Origin of the sequence: Actinomyces slackii (assembly GCF_900637295.1) — a bacterium.
Classification (GTDB): Bacteria; Actinomycetota; Actinomycetes; order Actinomycetales; family Actinomycetaceae; genus Actinomyces; species Actinomyces slackii.
Genome location: NZ_LR134363.1, coordinates 2,255,062 through 2,272,146, shown reverse-complemented (window position 1 = coordinate 2,272,146; position 17,085 = coordinate 2,255,062). Strand labels below are relative to the sequence as shown.

The 17,085-nt window shown below is 64.8% G+C and carries 16 protein-coding genes, 1 tRNA gene and 1 pseudogene; 9 read left to right on the top strand and 9 right to left on the bottom strand.

The window, feature by feature from the left end; all coding sequences use genetic code 11:
- Positions 1-140: 140 nt before the first annotated feature.
- On the bottom strand, positions 141-359 hold the full coding sequence (locus EL266_RS09315; RefSeq protein WP_126412307.1) for a hypothetical protein: 219 nt from the start codon (positions 357-359) through the stop codon (positions 141-143).
- A gap of 30 nt (positions 360-389) precedes the next feature.
- Here EL266_RS09315 and EL266_RS09310 point away from each other — a divergent pair, with 30 nt between their 5' ends.
- From EL266_RS09310 to EL266_RS09295, 4 genes are all read left to right on the top strand, one after another.
- Positions 390-1,778: a PQQ-binding-like beta-propeller repeat protein gene (locus EL266_RS09310; protein WP_126412305.1), complete on the top strand. Its 1,389-nt coding sequence runs from the start codon at positions 390-392 to the stop codon at positions 1,776-1,778.
- Positions 1,779-1,926: 148 nt separating this feature from the next.
- Positions 1,927-2,003 (top strand) — tRNA-Pro (locus EL266_RS09305).
- Positions 2,004-2,291: 288 nt separating this feature from the next.
- Complete coding sequence (locus tag EL266_RS14050) at positions 2,292-2,714, top strand: transposase (protein ID WP_126412303.1); 423 nt, start codon at positions 2,292-2,294, stop codon at positions 2,712-2,714.
- On the top strand, positions 2,711-3,055 hold the full coding sequence (locus EL266_RS09295) for an IS3 family transposase (RefSeq protein WP_170175871.1): 345 nt from the start codon (positions 2,711-2,713) through the stop codon (positions 3,053-3,055). The genes EL266_RS14050 and EL266_RS09295 overlap by 4 nt, the downstream gene beginning before the upstream one ends.
- Before the next feature lie 24 nt (positions 3,056-3,079).
- Here EL266_RS09295 and EL266_RS09290 read toward each other — a convergent pair whose 3' ends face one another.
- Positions 3,080-3,286: a hypothetical protein gene (locus EL266_RS09290; protein ID WP_126412299.1), complete on the bottom strand. Its 207-nt coding sequence runs from the start codon at positions 3,284-3,286 to the stop codon at positions 3,080-3,082.
- A 569-nt stretch (positions 3,287-3,855) separates the two neighbouring features.
- Positions 3,856-5,030 (bottom strand): IS3 family transposase gene (locus EL266_RS09285; RefSeq protein ID WP_408608462.1). Its coding sequence is split into 2 segments (ribosomal slippage): positions 3,856-4,697 and positions 4,697-5,030, totalling 1,176 coding nucleotides; the frame shifts between segments, so codons are not numbered across the junction.
- A 203-nt stretch (positions 5,031-5,233) separates the two neighbouring features.
- Here EL266_RS09285 and EL266_RS09280 point away from each other — a divergent pair.
- Entirely contained in the window at positions 5,234-6,016 is a 783-nt protein-coding gene (locus tag EL266_RS09280) for a transposase family protein (RefSeq protein ID WP_126412096.1), read from the top strand.
- A gap of 35 nt (positions 6,017-6,051) precedes the next feature.
- On the opposite strand, the gene EL266_RS09275 is transcribed toward EL266_RS09280, so the two are convergent.
- The 3 genes and pseudogenes from EL266_RS09275 to EL266_RS13745 all read right to left on the bottom strand — a co-directional run.
- On the bottom strand, positions 6,052-6,936 hold the full coding sequence (locus tag EL266_RS09275; protein ID WP_026427392.1) for an IS3 family transposase: 885 nt from the start codon (positions 6,934-6,936) through the stop codon (positions 6,052-6,054).
- On the bottom strand, positions 6,933-7,217 hold the full coding sequence (locus EL266_RS09270) for a transposase (protein ID WP_026427393.1): 285 nt from the start codon (positions 7,215-7,217) through the stop codon (positions 6,933-6,935). The genes EL266_RS09275 and EL266_RS09270 overlap by 4 nt, the downstream gene beginning before the upstream one ends.
- Before the next feature lie 90 nt (positions 7,218-7,307).
- Positions 7,308-8,546 (bottom strand): annotated as a pseudogene (locus EL266_RS13745) (IS256 family transposase); the annotation flags it as partial.
- Between the two features lie 147 nt (positions 8,547-8,693).
- Between EL266_RS13745 and EL266_RS09260 the strand changes: the two are divergent.
- Positions 8,694-10,004, top strand: a complete 1,311-nt coding sequence (locus tag EL266_RS09260) for an ISL3 family transposase (protein ID WP_026426729.1) — start codon at positions 8,694-8,696, stop codon at positions 10,002-10,004.
- A 38-nt stretch (positions 10,005-10,042) separates the two neighbouring features.
- Here EL266_RS09260 and EL266_RS13890 read toward each other — a convergent pair whose 3' ends face one another.
- Complete coding sequence (locus tag EL266_RS13890; RefSeq protein WP_269471438.1) at positions 10,043-10,168, bottom strand: hypothetical protein; 126 nt, start codon at positions 10,166-10,168, stop codon at positions 10,043-10,045.
- A gap of 156 nt (positions 10,169-10,324) precedes the next feature.
- Here EL266_RS13890 and EL266_RS09255 point away from each other — a divergent pair, with 156 nt between their 5' ends.
- The gene (locus tag EL266_RS09255) at positions 10,325-10,669 is read left to right on the top strand and encodes a hypothetical protein (RefSeq protein ID WP_126412291.1); all 345 of its coding nucleotides are present in this window, start codon (positions 10,325-10,327) and stop codon (positions 10,667-10,669) included.
- Positions 10,666-11,766: an integrase core domain-containing protein gene (locus EL266_RS09250; RefSeq protein WP_126412293.1), complete on the top strand. Its 1,101-nt coding sequence runs from the start codon at positions 10,666-10,668 to the stop codon at positions 11,764-11,766. The genes EL266_RS09255 and EL266_RS09250 overlap by 4 nt, the downstream gene beginning before the upstream one ends.
- Positions 11,767-11,803: 37 nt before the next feature.
- On the opposite strand, the gene EL266_RS09245 is transcribed toward EL266_RS09250, so the two are convergent.
- Positions 11,804-12,046: a helix-turn-helix domain-containing protein gene (locus EL266_RS09245; protein ID WP_051281189.1), complete on the bottom strand. Its 243-nt coding sequence runs from the start codon at positions 12,044-12,046 to the stop codon at positions 11,804-11,806.
- Between the two features lie 122 nt (positions 12,047-12,168).
- On the opposite strand from EL266_RS09245, the gene EL266_RS09240 reads away from it, so the two are divergent.
- Positions 12,169-12,378: an integrase core domain-containing protein gene (locus EL266_RS09240; RefSeq protein ID WP_331852919.1), complete on the top strand. Its 210-nt coding sequence runs from the start codon at positions 12,169-12,171 to the stop codon at positions 12,376-12,378.
- Positions 12,379-12,624: 246 nt separating this feature from the next.
- On the opposite strand, the gene EL266_RS09235 is transcribed toward EL266_RS09240, so the two are convergent.
- Positions 12,625-17,055 carry a beta-ketoacyl synthase N-terminal-like domain-containing protein gene (locus tag EL266_RS09235; protein WP_051281187.1) on the bottom strand — a complete coding sequence of 1,477 codons (4,431 nt, stop codon included), beginning with the start codon at positions 17,053-17,055 and terminating at the stop codon, positions 12,625-12,627.
- Positions 17,056-17,085 lie beyond the last annotated feature (30 nt).

Genomic DNA, 17,085 nt, shown 5'->3' with positions numbered 1-17,085 from the left:
GGCATCCTGGACTGCGGGGACCAGCTGAGGATCGACCTGGCCACCGGCGGGCTGACAACACCGCCTGCGCCCAATGCCGTCCAGATCCCTCAGGCGGAGGCAACGCAGCCGACCGCCGACGGCGCACCTGGGGATCCGGATCAGGAGGCATCGGCCACCGGCGATCCCGGAGCCCAGGCCTCCACTCCCCACGAGGGCCAGGCTCCCCTGCCCGACGGCGCCGCGCCCAACAGCAGCGCCACGGCGGTGGCGACCGAGGACGGTGGCCAGGCCCAGGAGAGCGGGCCACCGGCTGCCAAGCGCTCCACACCCATGAGCGCCGCGGGCGAGCAGGCCCCTGCGGTTGACGCCCAGGGCAAGGTGAGTGTTGAGGGGCCGCCGTCGAGGGCGTGGAGCTGGAGCCCGGGGCGCCGGCCTGGTCGATCGCGGCTGAGCCTCCTCGACGCGTGGCCGGGATGCGGGTGCCGGGCATGCGGTCAACAGCCTGGGTGATCAGCGATGGCGGGACACTGGCGGGCGTCCGGGGCGGGAAACTCTTGTGGAGCAGGCCCCTTCCTGAGGGCGCCGCCGCCCTCAACAGGCTCGGCGGCGCCGAGCAGCCCCTGTGGCTGGCGGTGGGCGGCACGCTCATCATGGCCCAGCCCGACGGGATCGTGGCCATCGACGTCGTCGACGGCTCCACGGTGTGGCAGGCGAGCACCCCGGTGGACTCGTGGGCGGCCGCGGGTGAGCAGATCGTCGTCGTCCATGGCGGGCAGGTCACGGTGCTCACCCGCCAGGGCGACGACCTTCCCGAGGCCTCGGCGCCGCCGACGGCCGCCGCCACTGCGTCGGCGGCGCCGGGAATGGAGGATCTGAGCGATGCCACGCTGAGTGTGCCCGAGCAGTGCGCTCCCGTCGGGGAGCCGGATGGCAGCGGGCTGGTGAAGGCGACCTTCGTCGATGGTGTCGCCACCGGGCAGGAGATGGCCGGCGTCGCCCCGACCGTCACGATCTCATCGGCCTCCCCCACCGTGCTGGACGGAAAGCCCGCCTCGGTGGTCACCCTGTCCTGCTACGGCGGGGGCAATACCGCGTACAGCATGATCACCGTCTACGGGCAGGACAATGCCTATCTCGGCGGCCTCGAGCCCGAGAGGATCGCATCCCTGGGAGGCATGCCCGATCAGGTCATCACCGACCCGCAGCCGGTCGGTCCGGCGATCATCTTCTCCCTGGCCGGTGTTCAGATCGCAGGCGATCAGAACTGCCACGCCTGCCGGGGCAGCGCGTCGGCCACGGTGACGGCCATGTGGAGCGGATCGGGCTACGACATCGCCGATGTGCTCTACCAGACCCCTGATGGCGAGGTGAGAATGCCGCGCCTGAAGGAGGTCCAGGCCTTCTACGACGCCGTCGCCTCCGGTGATGACGCCACCGCCGGCGAGCATGCGGATCAGGCTGTGCTGGCATCGCTTGAGCAGTCGACGATGGAGCCGGGGAAGACCAAGCGCGAGCTCGGCTTCCCGCCTGGCGGCAGGATCAAGGGCTGCTACATGCCAGGGCCGCAGGCGGGGACGATGCCGTCGTACCCGGTGGGCCCCGGCCAGGTGCACAGCCCGGGACTCCAGCCAGGCGACGTGGTGTGCCCGGTGGTCTCCGATGATCCGGCCCAGTCCCTGCTGAACCCGGCGATGGATGCCAGCACGGGTCGGGAGACCTACCTGGTGTGGTTGAAGCTGCGCCCCGATGGCAGCGGCTCCTTCCGCGTCACCGACCTCATGATCGACATGGGCTGAGGCCGGGCTGGGCCCCGCGTTCGCGGGCATCTCGCGAGCATGGGGCCCAGGAGGTGGTGAGCGGAGTCACCATCGTGTCATTTCGACGAGGGGGCGCCCATGGGCTAGGGTTCTACTCGTTCCGAGCGGTCAGCTGGTCGCAAGGACACGGGCTGTGGCGCAGTTTGGTAGCGCACTTGACTGGGGGTCAAGGGGTCGTGGGTTCAAATCCCGCCAGCCCGACCAATTGCATCGTACTCAAACCCACGTCATGAGAGGCTTCTGGCGTGGGTTTTTGGTTGGAAATTGGCTGGTTCGGGGCGATTTCGGTCGGGTTCGGGGCGTCTGGGCGGCTTCGTGGCGCGGTGGTGGGCTGAGAGTTTTCGACTTCAGTGCCACTCTCGACATGGTGGCCACCAGGCCTCATCGGCGCTTCGAGATCCTCCTGCCCCATCGCATCCTCTGCGCTCTGCGTTGGGGTGAGTGGTGTTTTTCGGACAGGGGAGGATTTTCGTCTTCCTTTGATTCGATAGGATGGGACCATGTCAAGGGCGAGGTGACTGTGAGGGGTTCAAGGAACAGGTGGTGCGCGAGGTGATCGACAAGGAGCGGTCGATCGCGTCGGTGGCGGCCTCCTATGGTCTGGTGGCTCAGACGGTGGGTAACTGGGTCGCGAGGCACAGGATGGAGCACGCCACGGATCAGGAGAAGGAAGCGGCAGCGGAGGCGGCTGAGATCACTCGGCTTCGGCGTGAGGTCCGCGAGTTGCGTCAGGAGAACGAGTTCCTGGGAAAAAGCGGCAGCCTTCTTCGCGAAGAACGACCGGTGAGCCAGCGCTACGAGCTCGGGGCCGCGAGGAAGGCAACTACCCGATCTCCTCGATGTGCCGCTGGTCGAGGGTCTCCCGATCGGGTTACTACTTCTGGCGGGACCGGCCGCAATCGGCGACCTCGATGAGAAGGGAAGAGCTGACATCGATGATCAAGGCCGAGTTCGAGGCCTCGGATGGCACTTACGGCTACCGGCGTATTACTGCCCGTCTGGGGCGTCGGGGCGTGGTGACGCACCATGGCACCGTGCGCTGCCTCATGCGTCAGGCCGGTCTGGTGGCCGCGCAACCTCGCCGAAAGGTCCGCACCACCACCCCGGCGGCTGACCTGGAGGGGCGCCCGGATCTGGTGGAGCGGGACTTCACCGCCACAACGCCAGGAACCAAGTGGGTCGGGGACATCACCTATATTCGCACCTGGGTGGGATTCGTCTACCTGGCCACTGTTCTGGACTGCGCTTTGACCTGACTCCTGACACTTTGGTGTCCCGTTTCAGGTTTGGGGCGTCAGGGCTGTGAGGATCTGGTGGGCTTGGGGGGTGATGGGGTCTGTGGCGGTGTAGGGGTGTCCGGCGATGAGGATCTCGATGGTCTGGATCGGTTTGAGTGTCTGGATGATCTTCTTGATCGAGGTCCCGGTGGTCTCCTGGAGGTGACGGGCGATGGCCAGGGAGGCGGTGACCATGGTCAGGTGGGCCACTGGTGGAGTCGATCTGGTGGTGGAAGACCGGGCGGGCTGCCAGGTCGTGCTTGGACATGCGCCAGGTCTGCTCGATATGCCACAGCGCCTGGTAGGAGGCCACCACCTCGCTGGCCTCCATCCGGCTGGCGGTCATGTTCGTGACATAGCCCTTGAGACCAGCGGCGCTCAGGGCCCGCTGGTAGGCGTCCTCGTCCAGGGCCAGGTCCGCCTTGGAGCCCTTGACGAACCTGGGCCTGCGCGCTGAGGCCTGGCCCGCCACGACAGCCAGCGCCTTGTTGCGCTGAGCGTTAAGAGCCTGGTTGTCGCGGGCGAACCGCTTGGCGCTGTAGTGCCACACCACCCGCCATTGGTTCGGGTTTTCCTTGGGGTCCCACGGGGGCGGGGCGTGCCTACGGGAACCACCCAGGCTGTGCTGCTCGTCCTTGTCCTTCCTGGTCCTGGCCGGAGCGCGCCGGTGCCTGGGGGTGGTGGTCTCGGTGATCCAGCCGGCGGTGGGAGAAATCCTTGTCCCCGAAGGCTTCGAAGGGTGGACTGCTGGGTGTTTTTCGGACTGTGTGTTGTGTTGGTCAGGCTGCCTTCTTGTGGTCCAGGAGCTCGCGTTCCACCTCGTTAGGGGTGCGATATCCCAGAGAGGAATGCAGTCGGGTGTGATTGTAGACCAGCTCGATCCATGAGGCAATATCATTCATGGCCTTGCTCCGTGTGGGGTACACCATCCGGTGAACCCTCTCGTTCTTGAGTGTGGCATTGAAGGACTCCGCCCATGCATTGTCCCAGCACACCCCGGTCCTGCCCACCGACAGGCGAATACCGTAGGCGCCCAGGTGCTCAGCGAATTTCTCGGAGGTGTACTGCGACCCGCGGTCGGAGTGGAAGATCGTTGTTCCTCTCGTCGGCGGGCAGTTGCGCACCGCCATATCAATCGCCTGGCAGACAAGCTCAGTGCGCATGTGATCAGCCATGGCATAGCCAACAACCTTCTTCGTGGCGCAGTCCAGAACAGTGGCCAGGTAGACGAATCCCACCCAGGTGCGAATATAGGTGATGTCCCCGACCCACTTGGTTCCTGGCGTTGTGGCGGTGAAGTCCCGCTCCACCAGATCCGGGCGCCCCTCCAGGTCAGCCGCCGGGGTGGTGGTGCGGACCTTTCGGCGAGGTTGCGCGGCCACCAGACCGGCCTGACGCATGAGGCAGCGCACGGTGCCATGGTGCGTCACCACGCCCCGACGCCCCAGACGGGCAGTAATACGCCGGTAGCCGTAAGTGCCATCCGAGGCCTCGAACTCGGCCTTGATCATCGATGTCAGCTCTTCCCTTCTCATCGAGGTCGCCGATTGCGGCCGGTCCCGCCAGAAGTAGTAACCCGATCGGGAGACCCTCGACCAGCGGCACATCGAGGAGATCGGGTAGTTGCCTTCCTCGCGGCCCCGAGCTCGTAGCGCTGGCTCACCGGTCGTTCTTCGCGAAGAAGGCTGCCGCTTTTTCCCAGGAACTCGTTCTCCTGACGCAACTCGCGGACCTCACGCCGAAGCCGAGTGATCTCAGCCGCCTCCGCTGCCGCTTCCTTCTCCTGATCCGTGGCGTGCTCCATCCTGTGCCTCGCGACCCAGTTACCCACCGTCTGAGCCACCAGACCATAGGAGGCCGCCACCGACGCGATCGACCGCTCCTTGTCGATCACCTCGCGCACCACCTGTTCCTTGAACCCCTCACAGTCACCTCGCCCTTGACATGGTCCCATCCTATCGAATCAAAGGAAGACGAAAATCTCCCCCTGTCCGAAAAACACCACTCACCCCAGGGAGCCTGTCAAGTTTGGACTGCTGGGTGTTTTTCGGACTGTGGGTGTTATTCATGGGGGTTTGTTCGTGTCGTTAGTTGGTGCATCGGCCGTCTCGGGAGAGAATTGGGTTACCACACTCGATTCTCTTGGGGAGGCGGCCGATGCATTACGAGTCTACCACGGGGCTGTGCGATGAGGATATCGATGAGCTTGTCGGGCGCATCGAAGAGGTGCTCGAATCTCGGGGCCAGAGTCTATTGGGCTACCGCCTGGGGCTCAGGCAGCAGGTGGAGTTGACCTTGATTCTGGCGCGCCATAACATCTCCCAGGCCCTGGCCGCCGACATGTGCGGCGTCTCCCAGCCCACCGTCTCCAGGATCTGGAGGCGCATGGTCCCCTTGCTGACCCATGTGCTGGCCATGAGTGGGATCTCTCTGTCCCAGGCAGTGGCTCAGGGCAGCCTGCTGCTCGTTGATGGCACGCCGATCCCCACTGGTAACAGGCCCGCAGCCGGCAGGCAGGTCGAGAAGGCCAACTACTCGGGCAAGCACCATGCCCAGTGCCTGAATGTCCAGGTCGCCGCCACCACCGACGCCACCCTGGTGGCGGTCTCGGACCCGGTGCCCGGCTCACGTCACGACAGCGCCGCCTTGAGCCTGTGCGGCTGGGACACGATCCTCACCGGCGCCGATTGGATCGCCGATACCGCATACACCGCTCATGGCGCACTGACCCCCATCAAGAAGACGCCGGGAAGAGATCGTCTGGAATGGGAGAAAGACTTCAACAGAGCCGTGTCATCCACGCGCGCCGCCATCGAGCACACCATCGCGACGCTGAAGAAATGGAAGATCCTATCCACCGGCTACCGCCACCGCCTGGCAGAGCTCCCCAGCATCATCACCCTGATCACCAAACTCGAACTCTACAGAACAGGCTGGTAACCCCCACATGAATAACACCCTGTGTGTTGTGTTGGTCAGGCTGCCTTCTTGTGGTCCAGGAGCTCGCGCTCCACCTCGTTAGGAGTGCGATATCCCAGAGAAGAATGCAGCCGGGTGTGATTGTAGACCAGCTCGATCCATGAGGCAATATCATTCATGGCCTTGCCCCGTGTGGGATACACCATCCGGTGCACCCTCTCATTCTTGAGCGTGGCATTGAAGGACTCCGCCCACGCATTGTCCCAGCACACCCCGGTCCTGCCCACCGACAAGCGAATACCATAGGCGCCCAGGTGCTCAGCGAATTTCTGACAGGTGTACTGCGACCCCCGGTCGGAGTGAAAGATCGTCGTTCCTGTCACCGGCGGGCAGTTGCGCACCGCCATATCAATAGCCTGGCAGACAAGCTCAGTGCGCATGTGATCAGCCATCGCATAGCCCACGACCTTCTTCGTGGCGCAGTCCAGGACGGTGGCCAGGTAGACGAATCCCACCCAGGTGCGGATATAGGTGATGTCCCCGACCCACTTGGTTCCTGGCGCCGTGGCGGTGAAGTCGCGCTCCACCAGGTCTGGCCACTCCTTCAGGTCGGCCGCCGGGGTGGTGGTGCGAGTCCTTCGGCGAGGCTGAGCGGCCACCAGGCCGCGCTCGCGCATGATGGAGCGCACGGTGTCATGGTGCGCCACCACGCCTCTGCGCCCCAGACGGGCGGTAATCCTGCGGTACCCGTAGGTGCCGTCCGAGGCCTCGAACTCGGCCTTGATCAGGGCCGTCAGCTCTTCCCTTCTCATTGAGGTCGCCGATTGTGGCCGGTCCCGCCAGGAGTAGTAGCCCGAACGGGAGACCTTCGACCACCGGCACATCGAGACGATCGGGTAGTTGCCTTCCTCGCGATTGATGAGCGCATACTTGTGACTCACCGCTGTTCCTTCGCGAAGAAGGCCGCCGCTTTTTTCAGGAACTCGTTCTCCTGCTGCAGCTCGCGGACCTGTTTCCTCAGGCGGGCTACCTCCTCGGCTTCGGCAACCGCTTCTCTTTCCTCAGCGCTGCCGTGCTCCTTCCTGTGCTTCGCGACCCAGTTGCCCACCGTCTGGGGCACCAACTCGTAGGAAGCGGCCACCGACGCGATCGACCGTTCCTTCTCGATCACCTCGCGCACCACTTGTTCCTTGAACTCATCAGAGTACTTTGCCCTTGACATGGCTCCATCCTATCGAATCAAAGGAGGATGAAAATCCTCCCCTGTCCGAGAAACACCACTCACCCCAGTTTTCTGTGTAAGCGGGTTTGATCAGAGGTAGGGGTTGATGCGGTCGGGGTAGGCGGTGGTGAGTTGGGCCAGGGCCTGTGTCCAGCTGGTGGTGGTCTGGCCCTCGATGAGGTGGCCCTTGGCGCGCCTGTCGGGGGCGCGCTTGCCGGCCTCCTTGGCTCGCTGGTGGGCCCGTTTGTCCTCGATGTCGCAGATGGTCAGCCACAGCAGCTTGACGGCCGCCTCATCACTGGGGAACTGGCCGCGGGACTTGGTGACCTTGCGCAGCTGGTAGTTCAGCGACTCAATGGAGTTGGTCGTGTAGATGACCCGTCTCAGGGCTGGGGGGAAGGCCAAGAACGGCGTGAATCGCTCCCAGGCCCTCTCCCAGGTCGCTGCGGTCTCGGGATACTTACCTCCCAGGGGACTGGATGCGAAGTCCTCCAGGGCCTTCCAGGCGGCCTCCTGACTGGGGGCGGTGTAGATCGGTCTGAGGGCGGCGGCGACCTTCTTGCGGTCCCCGTAGGACACGAACCGCATGGAGGAGCGGATCAGGTGGACCACGCAGGTGGGGACCACTGAGTCGGGCCAGGTCGCCTCGATGGCCTCGGGCAGGCCCGTCAGCCCATCGCATTCCCCCGCGCGCTTCGCTTTCAAGCGGGAGGTGCCCCCTCTACGATCAGGCGCATCGGCCACGCCTCTATTGGCCAGGTCGGCGCACACATGCCGCCCGTCAGCGAGGCCCCTTCGTCGGCCTGGACCCAGATCCCCAGGACGTGCTTGATCCCTTCCATGTCGACCCCGATGGCGATATGGGCGGCCCGGCTCATCACCCGGTGGCCCTGGCGGACCTTGACGCGGATCGCGTCGAGGTAGATCACCGGGCAGGTAGGCCTCCAGGGGCGGCGCTGCCAGTCCAGGACCGCCTCGCACACCGCGTCGGTGATCTTCGAGGGATCGTCGCACTGGACAGGTCCACATCCAGGGTCTTGCGCAGGTGGTGGGAGATATCCCGCACTTATCAATCCCACCGGCGAACCAGGCCTGGTGATTCACACGCATCCAGCCCGCCCCGTGCGCCTCTGGCCCTTACGCACCAGGCGCGGTGTGAAGGTCCCGGCCCGATCCCGGGGGACCACCGGTCTCAAAAGAGCCCACCTGTCAATCCACGGTCTTGGCAGTGGTGCCGTTACGGGCGTTGCCGCGAGCCGCAGTCGTGGGCTCGCCCTTGGCATAGCCCAGGTGGTCATCAAGCTCGGCGCGCAGCCCGGCCTCCAACGAGTTAAGCGGCTCTTCGTGTTTAGGGGTGTGGTAGGTGGGGGTTATTGGTGTGATTGTGTGTGGTGGGGGTGCGTCGTTGCTGGGGTAGGGGTCGAGGTCCTCTGATGATGGGAGCTGCTTAGACAACCCATCTGCGAGGACCTCGACATGGCTGACACTACCTTCACCGCTGCTGATCTGACCACTTTCCTGGGGCTGGAGGCCCTGGGCCTGCGGGCGGTGGGCCAGCGCCTGCAGGACGATGGGGCGGTGGTGGAGTGCCGCCTGGCGGTCAGCCTGGAGGATCCCTTCTGCCGGGTCTGCGGGGCTCAGGGGGTGGCTGTGGGCACCGTCTCGCGTCGTCTGGCCCATCTGCCGGTGGGGTGGCGCCCCACACAGCTGGTGGTGCGCCTGCGGCGCTTTTCCTGCGCGCCGTGCCGCCGGGTGTGGAGGCAGGATGCCGCCCGGGTCGCCGCCAAGCGCTCCAGGCTGACGTGGTCGGCGGTGGACTGGGGGATGCGAGCCCTGGGGGCGGAGTTCATGTCCGTGTCGCGCATCGCCAAGGCTCTGGGGGTGGCCTGGCACACCGCCAACAGCTCGATCCTGTCCAGGGCCCAGCAGGTGCTGCTCGAGGACCCCGGCCGCCTGGAGGGCGTGGAGGTCATCGGGGTTGATGAGCACGCCTGGCGCCACACCGCCAGGGGCGATAGGTATGTCACCGTCGTTATCGACCTGACCCCCGTGCGCACGGGCACCGGTCCCGCTCGGCTGCTGGACATGGTCCCTGGCAGGTCCAAGCGGGCCCTCAAGGACTGGCTCGAAGGACAGGACGAGGCCTTCCGCCACAGAATCGAGGTGGTGGCCATGGACGCCTTCACCGGGTTCAAGAGCGCCGCCGCTCAGGCCCTGCCCGACGCCACCGAGGTCATGGATCCCTTCCACGTGGTGGCCCTGGCCGGCGATAAGCTCGATCGCACGCGTCAGCGCCTCCAGCGCCAGACCACCGGGCGCCGAGGCCGCAAGAACGACCCCCTGTACAAGGCCCGCAGACTGCTGCGCACCGGGGCGGGACTGCTGACCGACAAGGCCTGGGATCGCCTCGAGGGCGTGTTCGCCGATGAGCGTCACGCCGCGGTGGAAGCCACCTGGAGCGCCTATCAGCGGATCATCGCCGCCTACCGCGCCAAGACCCCCGCCGCCGGCAAGGCCCTGATGACCAAGATCATCGACACCCTTGGCACCGGTGTCCCCCAGGCCCTGGGCGAACTGGCCGAGCTCGGTCGGACCCTGCGCAAGCGCCGCCACGACATCCTGGCCTACTTCGACCACCCCCACGCCTCCAACGGCCCCACCGAGGCTATCAACGGCAGGCTCGAGCACCTGCGCGGCATCGCCCTGGGCTTTCGCAACCTGACCCACTACACCACCCGCAGCCTCATCCACGCCGGAGGATTCAGGAAAAAACTCCTACACCCCTAAACACGAAGAGCCAGTTAAGCAGAGCAGGCAGCAGGCCATCACAGCCCCTCAAGCGCCACAGAGCCGTCCTCGATCCGCTCGAACAGCTCATCCAGGGCCCCGGAGTCCCGAAGCGCCCGAGCCACCTCCGCGCCCGAAGCAGGAGCAGTCGTCTCATCAGTCACCCTCAATCAGTGTGTCAGTCCTTCCAACAGAGGGGCTTACACAGAACAGTCAACACGCCCCGGCGTTCTGGTTTGCTTCAGCGTTCGTGTCCGGTTTTGGGTCTGGGATCAAGCAACATCGGTACGGTCTTGATGAGGCCTTCAGGAGGGGGCGCGATGAGCAACAACGGGAGCTCGGTACCGAGGAAGCGGCGACCGAAGAAGGTGCTGTCGCCATCGGCGAAGTACGAGATCTGGCTACGGCTGGTCCGCGGTGAGGTCACGATCTCACAGGCCGCGAGCCAGGCCGAGGTGGACCGGTCTACGATCATTCGCCTGCGACAGGTCGCCAAGGACGGGGCGTTGACGGCCTTGGCGGCCTCGAAGCCCGGGGCTCGGGGCAAGCCGGCCCGGGACGTGGAACTGGAGCAGGCTCACGCCGAGATCGAACGTCTGAGCGAAGCGGTTAAGGAACTAGCGGTCAAGCTGACGGTGCTGGAGAAAAAAGGGGGCTCGGAATGAGTGTCGGGGCCCCGGTCCCCGCCCGGGTCGACGCGCGCGTCAAGCAGGGACTGCTGGAGGCGGTGGACTACGCCACCGGCCAGGGATGGGCTGTATCCAAGACCTGCGAGGTCCTGGGATTGGATGTGCGCCGGGCCCGCCGATGGAGGCGCCGGTGGCGGGTCAACACCGAGACCGGGCTGGTCGATGCCCGTCCCGGCGCATCGGTCAACGCGCTGACGCCCTGTGAGGTCGAGGCGATCTTGGAGGCCTTCGAAGCCTTCGGGGACAAGGATTTCTCCCACCGCCGGCTGACTCACCGAGGCTCCTATAACGGGCTGTTCTGGGTTGGCCCCTCCACGGTGCGCCGGGTGCTCAACGACCACGGCCTGAGGTTTCGTCACCCGCCGAGACCGTCGGGATCCAGGCGTCGTCCGTTCCCCGATTGGGCGACCTACACCCCCAACTCGATCTGGATCTACGACTCCACCCATTTCACCGCCTGCGGCATGACCGTGCTGATTATCGAGGACCTGGTGTCACGCAAGTGGATCACCCACGTCGTCTCATCTGAGGAGACCCACACCCAGGTCCGGCTGGCTTTTGAACAGGCCTTGGATGCCGAGGGACTGCTGGAGGCCGCCCTGGAGCGGGCCGACGCGCTGGATGAGGCCACAGACCCTGACGGGGACGAGGAACTGACCCCGATCCTGCTGGCGGTGTCGGACAACGGCTCGCAGATGATCTCGGCGAACACCCGCAAGTTCATGGCCATGGTCGCTATCGCCCAGCATTTCGGCCGCCCGGCCACCCCGAGTGACCAAGCGTGGATCGAGTCTCTCAACGGCACGCTCAAGCACGAGTGGCCTCACCTGCTGGCCATCACCGATCCCGCCATCCTTCGAGCCGAGCTCGACACTGTGCGCACCGAGTACAACACCGCCCGTCTGCACTCCGGCATCGGCTACGTCACACCCCACGACGAGCACACCGGTCGCGGCCAGGCCATCCGCCAGGCCCGCCAGGACGGCCTGAGACGAGCCGCCCAAGACCGGCTTGCCTACCACCGCAACCAACGAGACAATCAACCCAACCACGACCACCCCGATGTGGTCTGATCCAACCGCCCAAAGCGGACATTAACGCTGAAACACCTCAGTTCTCATTTCCGGCATGCCCGGTCACGACGGAATGCAACCTGGTGCGCCGCCAGTCCGAGAGCCATTCCTTCACGGTCCTTTCGGCTCGGTCGACCATTTCAGCGATAACACCCACGTCAACGCCACGGGACGCGTAGAGAATCGCCTCGGCTTTCAATCTGACCAGGATCAGCGTGTCATTGCGCTTCTTCCACCCCACAAGGACATCGCGCTCATCCGACGTGACATCAACTCGCATGCGCCCATTCTATGCCCCGCCCACACCAATATCCACCCAAGAACACACCGGAATACGGTTTTGTTTAATTCCAGCAATATTCGCTTGTCGGTGGGTAGGACCGGGGTGTGCTGGGACAACGCATGGGTCCGAGCCATGCGATGTCCTTCAATGCCACGCCCGGGAATGAGAGGGTGCGCCGGATGGTGTACCCCACACGGGGCAAGGCCTTGAATGATATTGCCTCATGGATCGAGCTGGTCTACAACCACGCCCGGCTGCACTCCTCTCTTGGATACCGCACCCCCAACGAGGTGGAACAAGACCTCCTGGACCACAGGAAGCCAGCCTGACCAACACAACACACAGTCCGAAAAACACCCAAGCAGTCCACATCGTCAGCCACGACCGTCACCTGCTGTCCCGGCTCGGACTCACCGGGTCTTCGATCTCTCCCCCGACGGCACGCTGCGCCCCAGCGAGATCAGGGATTCACCGTCGCCGGAATCACCGCCGATGTATCGGTAGCTCCCAAGTATTTCGCGCACGCCGCTCACGCCGCGACGCTGACAAAGGGGTCCGGCGCGGCCGGGCCGCCTTCACGAGACTGAGTACAAGCGGTCACGAAGGTCGTCCAGCAACTCCTGCTCGCTCTGGTCGTGGTGGAGGAAAAAGTGGTCGCCCTCGAACACGCGCAATGCGAAGGAGCCGCTGGTCAACCCCTCCCAAGCGCGCATCTCCTCCTCGACCACGAACGTGTCGCTGCGACCGTGGTAGCCAGCGATAGGAATCGTCAGACCCTCCTCGTCGGGGTCGAACTGATACGTGTGCACAAGCCGGAAGTCCGAGTACCCGACGGGTTTTAGTGCATAGCGCATCTCGTCATTGACCTCGATTCCGAAGGTCTCACTGATGTAGTCCTCGTACTCTTGGGACCGATCCTTCGGCATCTGGATCAACTCCTCCACCTCGGGGAGCGTGTCGAAACCGAATTCATGGAAGGATTCGACCACGCGGTCATAGACGGGGTTGGACCCGATCGACGGCGACGAAAATGCCCCCACGAACAAGTGCCGCAGCAACCCGTCGGATCGCTCGGCAAGACGATGGGCCAACCGGAAGGCCACCAAGGCCCCCACACTGTGCCCATAGATCGCGAAGGGCCGGTCCATGTAGCTAGCGAGCACCTGCTCGAGCGCACCCACCGCTTCATCCATCTCGGAGATGGGTCGCTCGTTGATTCTGCCCTCCTTCCCGGGGAACTGCACGGGGCACACGTCGATGTCGTCGGGCAACAGGCTTTTCCACGAGGCGTACAGCGATGCGCCCTTGATGCCGTAGGGAATACAGAAGAGCCGGGCGCGCGGTGCCGCGCTTAGACGCTCATGGGCCAGCCAATCGCCGGGCTGCGTCGAATATTCGCCGGAGTGCCACGAGACCTGCTCGTCCGCTTCATGTCTGGAACGACTGTCATCGGCGCCGTTGATGATCCTCAGGATAGACGCACCCAGACCGTCGATGCTGGGCCCTTGGATTAGCAGTTCCAGCGCGAGTTGGACACCAAATTCGTTCTTGACGGATCGGCGCAGCTCAAGCGCGGCAAGCGATTCCAATCCCAATTCCGCCAAGGAGACGTCGAGGGGGACATCGCCGTCCCCGTTGCCGAGGATGTCCTGGACGGCCGCGACGAGGTGGCCACGAATCCGCGACTCCAGTTCTTCGTCCGCCTCGGAGCTGAGCCCACCCGCCCTCGCGTCCACGACGGTGCCGTCGTCACCAGGCACCCCCGCGACCTCGCCGGTCAGTTCCTTGGGGATAACACGCAGCCGCATTCCTTGACACCGGGTCACGTAGTTGCCGCTGCCGTCGTACACGTCAAAGTTGACGGAGATGGTTCCGGCCTCCTGGTCATCGACGGCCCACAGATGGCACCAGACCTCTTCTCCCCAACGTCGGTCGGGAACCTCGAAGTGGGCGATGTCCACAGTGATGTAAAGGTCGTCGTCGGCCAGTTGGTCCCTGCCTGCGATCATGGCCAGTTGTGCACAGGCATCGAAGAACCCCGGCGACAGGTGCGCGGCCGCCTCACCCTCGGACGCCCGCGTGCGGATCCTGGCCAGCGCTTGCCGCGCGCCGATCCGCACCTCCTTGACCAGCCTCACCGAGGCCCCCACTTCGAATCCACGAGCAGCGTAGTCCTGGTAGAAGTCGCTGCCCTCCAGAGTCTGCGGGCACTGGTCCATGATCTCTTGGCGACCCTCGCTGGTGACCTTCGGACGCATGGGGACATGACGCGCCTGGACGGTACCGCGGGCGTGGAGCTCCCACACGTCACCGTTCGCCTCTCGACTGTGGAACTCGAATGGCTGTTTGCCTTGGTCGTCAGGGCTCCCCATCACCATCTGCACGAGGCGGTCGTCCGTCCCGGAGATGTGGAGCGCCTTCACGAACGTGAAATCCTCCACGATCATGTCACCGACCATGCCCAGTTCACGCAGTGCGTGCTCGACCATGCGGGTGTAGTAGCCGATGTGGAACAGGCCACCGGTGTCCGCGATCTCGGGAAGCAGCCAAGTGTTGATGCGAGCCTCGACCTGTCGGGTTGGCAGCGGCGACGCGACGAGGGAACCCGGGACCGTCTCCTGGGTCTGGCCGTCGGCGACCGCCACCGGATCCTCGAGGAAGAGCCGGTACTGGAAGGGGTAGGTCGGCAGATTGAGCATTCGCGCGGGCACGGTCTGGAAGAACCGCTGCCAGTCCATGTCCCACCCCTCCTGGGCCAGGCGCGAGACACCACTGGACAGCAGTTCCCAGGCACCCTCCGCTTCGCTCACCGATGCGACAACCACCGTGTCTGTCCCAGCTCCGCCCAGTTCGCGGCCGGACACGTAGACCACGGCCCTGTAACCGCGTCCGAGAAGTGCGGTCATCTGAGCTGCGACGTCCAGAGGTGGGCATGGTTGGTTCCACGAGTCTGCGCCGGTCTGGGCACGACCATCGGCGCATATGAAACGCACTTGCGCGGGGCGCAACTCAACGTCCACCACAGGCCCCTGGCCATGCCTCTGGGCAAGAATCGCCAGGGCCTCGTCCTCGGTGAGCAGGCCAGCCACCACGGCTGCGGGGAGGTCGCCGTCCCCTTCGGCGAGGATGGCTGCGGGTCGAATGCCCCAAGATATCCACAATCGAGCGACGCCCAACTGAGCGGCAAAGTCCTGCGCCGCCCGCGTCAGCAGCTCGTCGCACGAGCCATCGACGCCCGCCTGCTGATGGGCGTCCAACCACTGGGCAACCTGGTTCCAGGTGTCGACAAACACCGATTCAGTGGCGAGCTCGTCGAAGATGACCGAGGGCGCCTCAAGGTGACCACCGAAGACCATGGCGATGTTGCCGCCTGCGCCTCGGCTGAAACGCCCCCTGTCGATGGCATCGGTTAGCTGCCGCACGGCGTCGTCGATCGACTTGACGCAGAATCCCCGCCGGACCCTGTGCTGGACGCGCCCCTCGCACATGGTTCGACACAGGCTCGCCAGCGAGGTCTCGGGCTGGGCTTCCACGTATAAGAGGAGTCGGCGCATGCTCTCGGCCAGCGGTTCATCTGCACGAGCCGACATCACCAGAGGATAGGCGGTCCTGTGATCGGGCTCGTCCGCCGCAGCAGCATCATTCTCGTCGGCCTGGGTGATGATTATGTGGGCATTCGTGCCGTTGAACCCAAAGGAACTGATCCCGGCCGCTCGGACAGCCGTATCCGGCCAGGGCTCCAAGACCGTGGGAAACCTGACCGAGGAGACATCGGCCGTAATCCGGGAGTTCAGTTTCGTGAGGTGCACGTTCGGTGGCACTTGCGCGTGCCGCAACGACAGAACCGCCTTGATCAGTCCGGCGACGCCCGCCGCTGCTTCCAGATGCCCGACGACGGACTTGGCCGACCCCACCAATAACGGGGCCTTCCTGCGCTCGCTCACGTAGGACTCCAGGGCCGCACGTACCTCGATCGGGTCACCTAGAGGAGTCCCCGTGCCATGCGCCTCGAGGTAATCGACCTGCTCGGGCTCCAATTGTGCCGATTCGAGCGCCTCAGAGATGAGGCGATGCTGGGCCGTTCCGTTGGGGACGGTGACGCCGCTGCTGTGCCCATCGTGGTTGATCGCGGTGCCGCGAATGACCGCGAGGATCGGTGATCCGTCCGCCTGGGCGTCGCTGAGTCGTCGCAGGACCACCATGCCGCACCCCTCCGACCTCACGTAGCCGTCAGCCGCCTCGTCGAAGACCTTGCATCGGCCATCCGGGGATAGCGCGCGCATCTTCGAGAGCATCACGAATGGCGCTGGGGAAAGCAGCGCATTGACCCCGCCCACGAGGGCCGCATCGATCTGCCCGCTGCGCAACGCTCCAACCGCCAAGTGGACCGCCGCCAACGACGACGAGCATGCGGTGTCGACGGCCAGCGCCGGACCGCTCAGGCCCAGGGTGTGTGAAATCCGGCCCACGGCGACGCTCATGACTGAGCCCGTGGCCGCATAGGGACCGATGTCCGTGTTGCGGGGCAAAGTGGCGTACTCGGAGGCCGTCGCACCGACGTACACGCCGATGCGATGCCCGGGTAGTCGATCGGAAGGCAGCGCCGCAGACTCCAAGGCCTCCCAGCTGGTCGTTAGCAGGAGTCGATGTTGGGGGTCCATCTCGCGTGTCTCCGCGTCCGAGATCGAGAAGAACGCGGGGTCGAACCGGTAGAGATCATCGGCAAGGAAACCGCCATCGGCGACGTAGGTCTTTCCAGGAGCATCCGGATCTGTGTCCAGATACGCCTCGGCGCTCCAGCGATTGGCGGGCACTCGTGAGATGGCATCCCTGCCCGAGGCGACCAGATCCCAGTACTCGTCGGGATTGGAGACCCCACCCGGAAAGTGGCATGCCATCGCTGAGATCACTATCGGCTCGGTGCCCCGAGACCTCGCCGCTTCGAGTTCATTCTTCAGTTCCTTAATCGTCAACAGTGCCCGTCGGATCAATGTCTCGTCTTGCACGCTGGTCTCCTTTCGTCGGTGCTCGGCAGG

Excerpts from the sequence above, each read along its gene's own strand:
- EL266_RS14050 (WP_126412303.1), top strand. The coding sequence starts at position 2,292 with ATGGGACCATGTCAAGGGCGAGGTGACTGTGAGGGGTTCAAGGAACAG.
- EL266_RS09295 (WP_170175871.1), top strand. The coding sequence starts at position 2,711 with ATGAGAAGGGAAGAGCTGACATCGATGATCAAGGCCGAGTTCGAGGCC.
- EL266_RS09280 (WP_126412096.1), top strand. The coding sequence starts at position 5,234 with ATGCATTACGAGTCTACCACGGGGCTGTGCGATGAGGATATCGATGAG.
- EL266_RS09270 (WP_026427393.1), bottom strand. The coding sequence starts at position 7,217 with ATGTCAAGGGCAAAGTACTCTGATGAGTTCAAGGAACAAGTGGTGCGC.
- EL266_RS09260 (WP_026426729.1), top strand. The coding sequence starts at position 8,694 with ATGGCTGACACTACCTTCACCGCTGCTGATCTGACCACTTTCCTGGGG.
- EL266_RS09255 (WP_126412291.1), top strand. The coding sequence starts at position 10,325 with ATGAGCAACAACGGGAGCTCGGTACCGAGGAAGCGGCGACCGAAGAAG.
- EL266_RS09250 (WP_126412293.1), top strand. The coding sequence starts at position 10,666 with ATGAGTGTCGGGGCCCCGGTCCCCGCCCGGGTCGACGCGCGCGTCAAG.
- EL266_RS09245 (WP_051281189.1), bottom strand. The coding sequence starts at position 12,046 with ATGCGAGTTGATGTCACGTCGGATGAGCGCGATGTCCTTGTGGGGTGG.
- EL266_RS09240 (WP_331852919.1), top strand. The coding sequence starts at position 12,169 with ATGGGTCCGAGCCATGCGATGTCCTTCAATGCCACGCCCGGGAATGAG.